A 6,659-nucleotide genomic window follows, 5' to 3' on the forward strand; every position below is an offset into this window, starting at 1 on the left:
CTATTCCATGGAACGCGAGGGCCTTTGTCTGCCACAGTGGCTTAATGCGAGACTTTCAGCTTCTCGATGTCCGGGCCGGGCAGGCCTGTCACTTTGGCGATCAACTCGAGAGGCAGGCCTTCTTCCAGCATTCGGGACGCGACTTCGATCTTGCCTTCGGTCATCCCTTCCATCTTGCCCTCGATCTTGCCTTCGTTCAGCCCCTGCATGTAGCCCTTCCGCTCGTACGAGCTCATCAGTCCCATCAGCGGTTCCTCCTTATCGGGATATTCTTTTATAAACTCCGCCTGAACCTGTTTCTGCTCGGTCTTGGTCGATTTCATATAAGTTTCGAAGAACAACGTCATTAAGGATAGTTTAGCAAGGTTTTGCTCGCTTTGGAATATCATGCGCAGAAAGGCCATATACACCTCCTTGCGCTCCTTGCGCCTATACCCCATGCTGCTGAGCAGTGCGGCCGCGACCGGATTGTCCGAGCGCGCGAATGTCCTCCAATCCTGCCGGCAGAGCTGGAGGGCGTAGTAGTCGAACCTCAGCACTTCCTTGAACGGCAGCTTCCAGCGAAACGAGTCCGGCTCGACCGCCCTCGACCGGTGGCTGAACACGGCGATCGGCACGATCGGCTTGCGATGCTTCTCGTACAGTCTCGCCGCGTAAATAAACATCCGCTCGGCGAACTCCTCCTCCCGATACGACTGCGGCTCCAGGTGCACGAGAATGAATGCCTCCTCTTCCCTTAGACGCGTCTCGACGAGCAGGTCGACCCGCCCTTTTTTACCGCCCGTCAAATCAGTCACGACCTCTTCGGACAGGAACGCGACATGCTCGAAATCGAGCGCCTCCGCCACCTCCGGGAAAAACAATTCGATAAATTCCTTGAAAAAGGTACGCAGCAGCGTCTTGAACAACCGATCGTGATCGATCTCCATGGCCAACTCCCCCTTCATGCGGCCGGAAAAACAAAAAGCCGCCCGGCATTCCCACAAGGGAATGCGAGCGGCGTGTTCTTCACGGCCGAAATAGATTTTAGTATCGCTATTCTAGCATACTACGTCCTGGCTGTCTTGCCTTATCCGGCGGAACTATCTCGCCAAGTACCCTCCGTCGACGGGAAGGATGATCCCTGTGACGTAGTCGGATGCGGCCGAGGACAGAAAGACGCTGGCACCCGCCAAGTCGTCCGGCTTGCCCCATCTTCCGGCCGGGATGCGCGCATTCACTTGCGGCAGACGCGTGTCGTCCTGCAGCAAATCGGTATTCATCTCCGTCGCCATATAACCCGGTGCGATCGCGTTCACCTGAACGCCGCGGCCCGCCCACTCGTTGGACAGCGACTTCGTCAACTGGGCGATGCCGGCTTTGCTGACCGCGTAAGCGGAAGCGTTAAAGCCGCCAATGAAGCTGAGCATCGACGCCATATTGATGATTTTGCCGCTGCCCCGCTCGACCATGATCGCGCCGGCTAATCTGCACAGTTGGTACACCGCGGTGATGTTCAGCTCCAGCACCTTGTCCCAGCTCTCGACCGGCAAGTCGAGGCAAGCTCTGCGGTCGTGCATGCCCGCATTGTTGACGAGAATGTCGACCGTTCCACCCAGCACAGCGACGGCTTCCCCGAAGCTGCGCTCCAGATCGGCGCGGTCCATCAGATTGCCCTTCACCGCATGAACGGCCAGCCCTTCCGCTTGCAGCTCGGAGGCGGTCTGCGCCGCCGCGTCCGAGATGTCGAGGATCGCCACCTCCGCGCCCGCCGTCGCCAGCGCCGTAGCGATGCCCCGGCCGAGCCCGCGGCTTGCCCCGGTGACGATTGCCTTTTTCCCGGTGAGATCGAATAAGTTCAAGTTTGCCATAGCGGTTCATCGCCTCTCTATGATTGGATTACCGATGCACGATCATTTTCTTCCGAGTGTAAAACTCCACGCCGTCGCGCCCGTTCGCATGAAGATCGCCGTAGAACGATTTCTTGTAGCCGGAGAAAGGGAAAAAAGCCATCGGGGCGGGCACGCCCACGTTAACGCCCAGCATCCCCGCGTCGATCGTATCGCGGAACTCGCGGATCGCGCTTGAGCTGTCGGTATAGATGCAGGCGCCGTTGGCGAATTCCGAACGGTTGGCCAGCGCAACCGCCTCCTGCAGCGTATCGACGCGCATGACGGACAGCACCGGGGCGAAAATTTCGTCCTGCCAAATCTTCATCTCCGGATTCACGCGGTCGAAGATCGTCGGCCCGACGAAGTAGCCTTCGCCCCGCGCCGCTTCCGCTTCGCGGCCGTCCAACACAAGCTCGGCCCCTTCCGTCTCGCCGCTCTGGATGTAGCCCAGCGTGCGGGCTTTGTGCGAATCGCGGATGACCGGCCCGAGGAACATGTTCGGCTCCAGCCCGTTGCCGATCGACAAGCCCGAGGCCGAACGCCGGAGCGCTTCGACCAGCCTATCCGCTACGTCTCCCACGGCGACGACGACGGAGCAGGCCATGCATCGCTCTCCGGCGGAGCCGAACGCGGCGTTCGTAATTTCTTTGACGGCCAGCTCCAGGTTGGCGTCGGGTAGGACGATCGAGTGGTTTTTGGCGCCGGCGAGCGCCTGCACGCGTTTGCCGCCAGCCGCTCCCGTCTTATACACGTACTCGGCGACGGGCTGCGAGCCGACGAACGAGATCGCGTTGATGCCCTCGTTCGCGAGCATCTCATTCACGACGTCATGCGCGCCGTGCACGATGTTGAACACGCCGGCCGACAACCCCGCTTCCATCAGCAGCTCCGCCAGCCGATTGACCAGCAGCGGCGTTCTCTCCGACGGCTTGAGCACGAACGTATTGCCGCAAGCGATCGCGAGCGGGAACATCCAGCAAGGCACCATCATCGGAAAGTTAAACGGCGTAATGCCACCAACGACACCAAGCGGGTACCGGTACATGGACGACTCGATGCCCGTGGCGATGTCCGGCAGCGTGCTGCCCATCATCAGCGTGGGGGCCCCCGCCGCGAACTCGACGCACTCGATGCCTCTGAGCACTTCCCCGTAGGCTTCTCCGTAACTCTTGCCGTTCTCCGCCGTGATCAGCCTGGCCAGCTCGTCCCAATGCTCGACCAGAATCTGCTGATACTTGAACAGAATGCGAGCCCGCTTCGGCACAGGCTCCTTGCGCCATCTGCGGGAAGCTTCGGCCGCCGCCCGGACGGCCGCCCGCACGTCCTCTGCCGTCGAAAGAGGCACGTAAGCCAGCGTCTCTCCCGTTGCCGGATTCGGTACCGCCTCCGTCCGGTCCGATGCCGATTCCACCCATTCGCCGCCGATAAAGTTGCGCAACACCGTTGGATTGTTCATAGATGATTCCCCTCCTGGAAATGTTTGGATCACGCCTGCTTGACCATAACCGCTTCAATCTTGTCGTTCGTCGGCATCGCGTCGGAGCAGCTGTGGCTCGATACGACGATCGAGGCGGACGCGCTGCCGTACTCCAGACAGCGCGCGATGTCCCATCCCTGCATCAGCCCGTAGATGAACGCTCCGGCGAAGGAGTCGCCCGCTCCGAACGTCTTGATGACCTGCGCCGGAAATACGCCCGCTCGGTACACGCCGCCGTCCTTGGCGAAGGCGATCGAGCCGTCTCCGCCATGCTTGACGACGACCAATTTTGCCTCATGCCCGAACCATTGTTTGGCCGTCGCGAAATCCTCCGTCCCCTCCGCCCCTTCCAGCAGGTCGAATTCCTCCCGCCCTCCGAGGATGACGTCGCATTGCGCCGCCGCCATGCGGCAGTACGTATAGATCTCGTCTCTCGAAGCCCACGTGTACGGACGGTAATCGATATCGAACAGAAGAACGGCCCCGTGCTTGCGGGCCAGCTCGATCGTGCGGAACACCGCTTCGCGGGACGGGCTTCTCGCCAGCGCCGTGCCGCTGATCATGACCGCTTTCGCTTTCCGAACGTACGCCTCGTCCACATCGCCCGTTTCCAGATTGAGATCCGCCACGTTATCCCGGTACATCAGGATGCTGCATTCCGTCGGAGATTTGATCTCCGTGATCGCCAGCCCGGTAACGCTGCCCGGTCGATCGGTCACGACGCCGTCCGTATCTATCCCCTCCTTGCGCAAGTAATTCACGATAAACCGCCCGAACGCATCGTCGGCCACGCGCCCGATAAATCCGCCCCGCAGTCCGAGCCGCGAAGCCGCGATCGTAATGTTCGCCGGCGACCCGCCCACGTACTTCGTGAACGTCTGCGTCTCCTCGAGCAGCCGGTTGATCTCGTTCGCGTTCAAGTCGATGCACAGCCGTCCGACCCCGATCAAATCCAGCTCCTTGTCGGACCGAAAAACGATTCCATTCATAAGTTGTTCCCTCCTCGTTTTGCCTATCTAATCGATTAGCTAATCGATTAGATAGAGCTGTAAAAAAATCCTCGCTTACCGATCTCCTCATCGTCTGCCCTCCAACCGCACAAAGCGGCGGAAGGACAATCGAAACTTCGACGAGGTCAGGCCCGCTCACCGCCGCAAGTGCCGCGCACGATCAGCTCCACCGGCAGCACGACATTTCGGGCGTCGCGATTCGCATCCGAGATGCGATCCAGCAGAAGCTCTGTCGCCCGACGTCCGAGCTCGTAGCGCGGAATGCGGACGGTCGTCAGCCGCACGGAGCGGAACGCCGCAAGAAACAGATCGTCGAAGCCCATCACCGCCACGTCCTCGGGAACCCGCAGCCCTCGGTCAGCCGCCGCGTCCAGCGCGCCCATGGCGCCGATGTCGCTCATGTTGATGACGGCGGTCGGCCGCTCGCCGGGCGGCATATCCGCATAACCGAGCATTCTCTCGTAACTGGCCGCATATCTCGCTTCGCCGGACAACACCCACTCCGGCGGCACATCGATGCCGGCTTCCTCCATCGCCTGCCGATACCCCGCCGCGCGAAGCTCGCTGATCGGCGAGCCCGCAACGCCGGACATAAACGCAATGCGGCGATGACCCAGTCGAAGCATATGCCGGGCCGCCATCAATCCGCCTTCGAAGTTATCCGACTCGACCAGGTCCGCCTTCAACCCTTCGAGACGGCGGTGCGCCAGTACGAGCGGGAAGTTCCGCTCCAACAGCGATTGCAGCAGTTCCCGATCGGCTTCCAATGCGGAGGTGACGATCAGCCCATCGATCTTCCCTTCGCGGGCTTGCGCGACGGCCTGCCTCATTCGCTCCGGCTGATCGTTCGTGTTGATCATGTGCACGGCATAGCCGTGCTTCTGCGCCTCGTCCTCGCATGCCTTGGCGAGGTCGGGATAGAACGGGTTGGAGATGTCGGAGACGATCAGGCCGATCGTCCGGCTCTCCCCGGCGCGCAGCCCGCGAGCCGCGGCGTTGGGCGCGTAGTTCAGCTCGCGAATGGCGGCCAGCACCCGCTCCTTCTTCTCCGGACTGACGTAGCGGTTATTGTTCAGCACATAGGATACGGTCGCCACGGATACGCCCGCGTGCTTGGCGATATCTTTGATCGTACTCATCCGCAGCCTCCGGTCTAATCGATTAGATGTAGAGGAAGTATAGCATATGACCGTCGCGGGGAACAGCCCCCTGCGCCTATCCGCCTCCCATGTCCACACTCGCTGAATCGCGTAGAGGTTCTCTCCTGTTCAGCCAGCCTGCGATCCAACCGCTTACTTTTCCCGCCTAATACGCTCCTTGCGCACCGCTTCCCACAGGCCGTTCAGATAGACGGCTCCGAGCGCCCGGTCGTACAGGCCGTAGCCCGGTTTGCCTGTCTCGCCCCAGATCATCCGGCCATGGTCCGAGCGGATCGGCCCCTCGTAATCGAAGTCGCTCATCGCCCGAATGACCTCGTACATATCGATCGAGCCCGTGGAGGACAGATGCGCCGACTCCTGAAACGACTTCGGCCCGGTCAGCTTCACGTTGCGCGCATGAACGAAGTTGACGCGCCCTCTGCGACCGAACTCGCGCATCAGCTCCGGAACGTCGTTGTTCGCGCTGGCGCCGAGCGATCCGCTGCACAGGCACAGACCGTTGACCGGACTATCGTACAGCCCGATCATGCGTTCCAAGCTGGCTCTGCCCGTCATGATGCGCGGCAGACCGAAGATCGGCCAAGGCGGATCGTCCGGATGAATCGCCATTTTGATCCCGGCTTCCTCCGCGACCGGCATAATCTCCCCCACGAAGTAAGCCAGATTGTCCCACAGCTTCTCCTCGTCCACGCTCTCGTATTGCGCGAACAGCTTCTGAAGCTCGCCAACCTCGTAGCTGCTGTCCCAGCCCGGAAGACTGAGCTCTCCCGTCAGCGGATTCATCCGCTCGACGACCTCTTCCTCGTAGATCAGCGCCGTCGAGCCGTCCTCCAGCTCGTAGTCGAGCTTCGAGCGCGTCCAGTCGAACACGGGCATGAAGTTGTAGCAGACGACCGGCACGCCGGCCTCCCCGAGATTGCGCAGCGTCGTCTTGTAATTGGCGATGTAGCGATCGCGGGACGGCAGCCCCAGCTTGATATCTTCATGCACCGGAACACTCTCGATGACGGCCAGTTCCAGACCCGCGTCTTCAATGCCTTTCTTCAATTTCAGAATCGTTTCGAGCGGCCACGCTTCGCCGACCGGCACGTCGTACACCGCCGTGACGATCCCCTTCATACCCGGAATTTGGCGAATGTAC

The 6,659-nt window shown here is 60.9% G+C and carries 6 protein-coding genes; all 6 read right to left on the reverse strand.

Features of this window, described 5'->3' with window-relative positions:
- Nucleotides 1–41 precede the first annotated feature (41 nt).
- Nucleotides 42–929, reverse strand: a complete 888-nt coding sequence (locus ACESLM_RS16180; protein ID WP_372632618.1) for an Rpn family recombination-promoting nuclease/putative transposase — start codon at nucleotides 927–929, stop codon at nucleotides 42–44.
- 153 nt (nucleotides 930–1,082) lie between these two features.
- Nucleotides 1,083–1,850 (reverse strand): SDR family oxidoreductase, encoded by a 768-nt coding sequence (locus ACESLM_RS16185; RefSeq protein ID WP_372632619.1) that lies wholly within the window; start codon nucleotides 1,848–1,850, stop codon nucleotides 1,083–1,085.
- Nucleotides 1,851–1,878: 28 nt separating this feature from the next.
- Nucleotides 1,879–3,327, reverse strand: a complete 1,449-nt coding sequence (locus ACESLM_RS16190) for a CoA-acylating methylmalonate-semialdehyde dehydrogenase (RefSeq protein WP_372632620.1) — start codon at nucleotides 3,325–3,327, stop codon at nucleotides 1,879–1,881.
- A 29-nt stretch (nucleotides 3,328–3,356) separates the two neighbouring features.
- Nucleotides 3,357–4,337, reverse strand: coding sequence for a 5-dehydro-2-deoxygluconokinase (iolC, locus tag ACESLM_RS16195; protein WP_372632621.1), 981 nt, complete (start codon nucleotides 4,335–4,337; stop codon nucleotides 3,357–3,359).
- A gap of 146 nt (nucleotides 4,338–4,483) precedes the next feature.
- Nucleotides 4,484–5,497 carry a LacI family DNA-binding transcriptional regulator gene (locus tag ACESLM_RS16200; RefSeq protein WP_372632622.1) on the reverse strand — a complete coding sequence of 338 codons (1,014 nt, stop codon included), beginning with the start codon at nucleotides 5,495–5,497 and terminating at the stop codon, nucleotides 4,484–4,486.
- Nucleotides 5,498–5,650: 153 nt separating this feature from the next.
- On the reverse strand, nucleotides 5,651–6,659 hold a 1,009-nt coding region (uxuA, locus tag ACESLM_RS16205; RefSeq protein ID WP_372632623.1), incomplete at its 5' end, for a mannonate dehydratase.

This window comes from Cohnella sp., from assembly GCF_041641335.1.
Lineage (GTDB): Bacteria > Bacillota > Bacilli > Paenibacillales > Paenibacillaceae > Cohnella.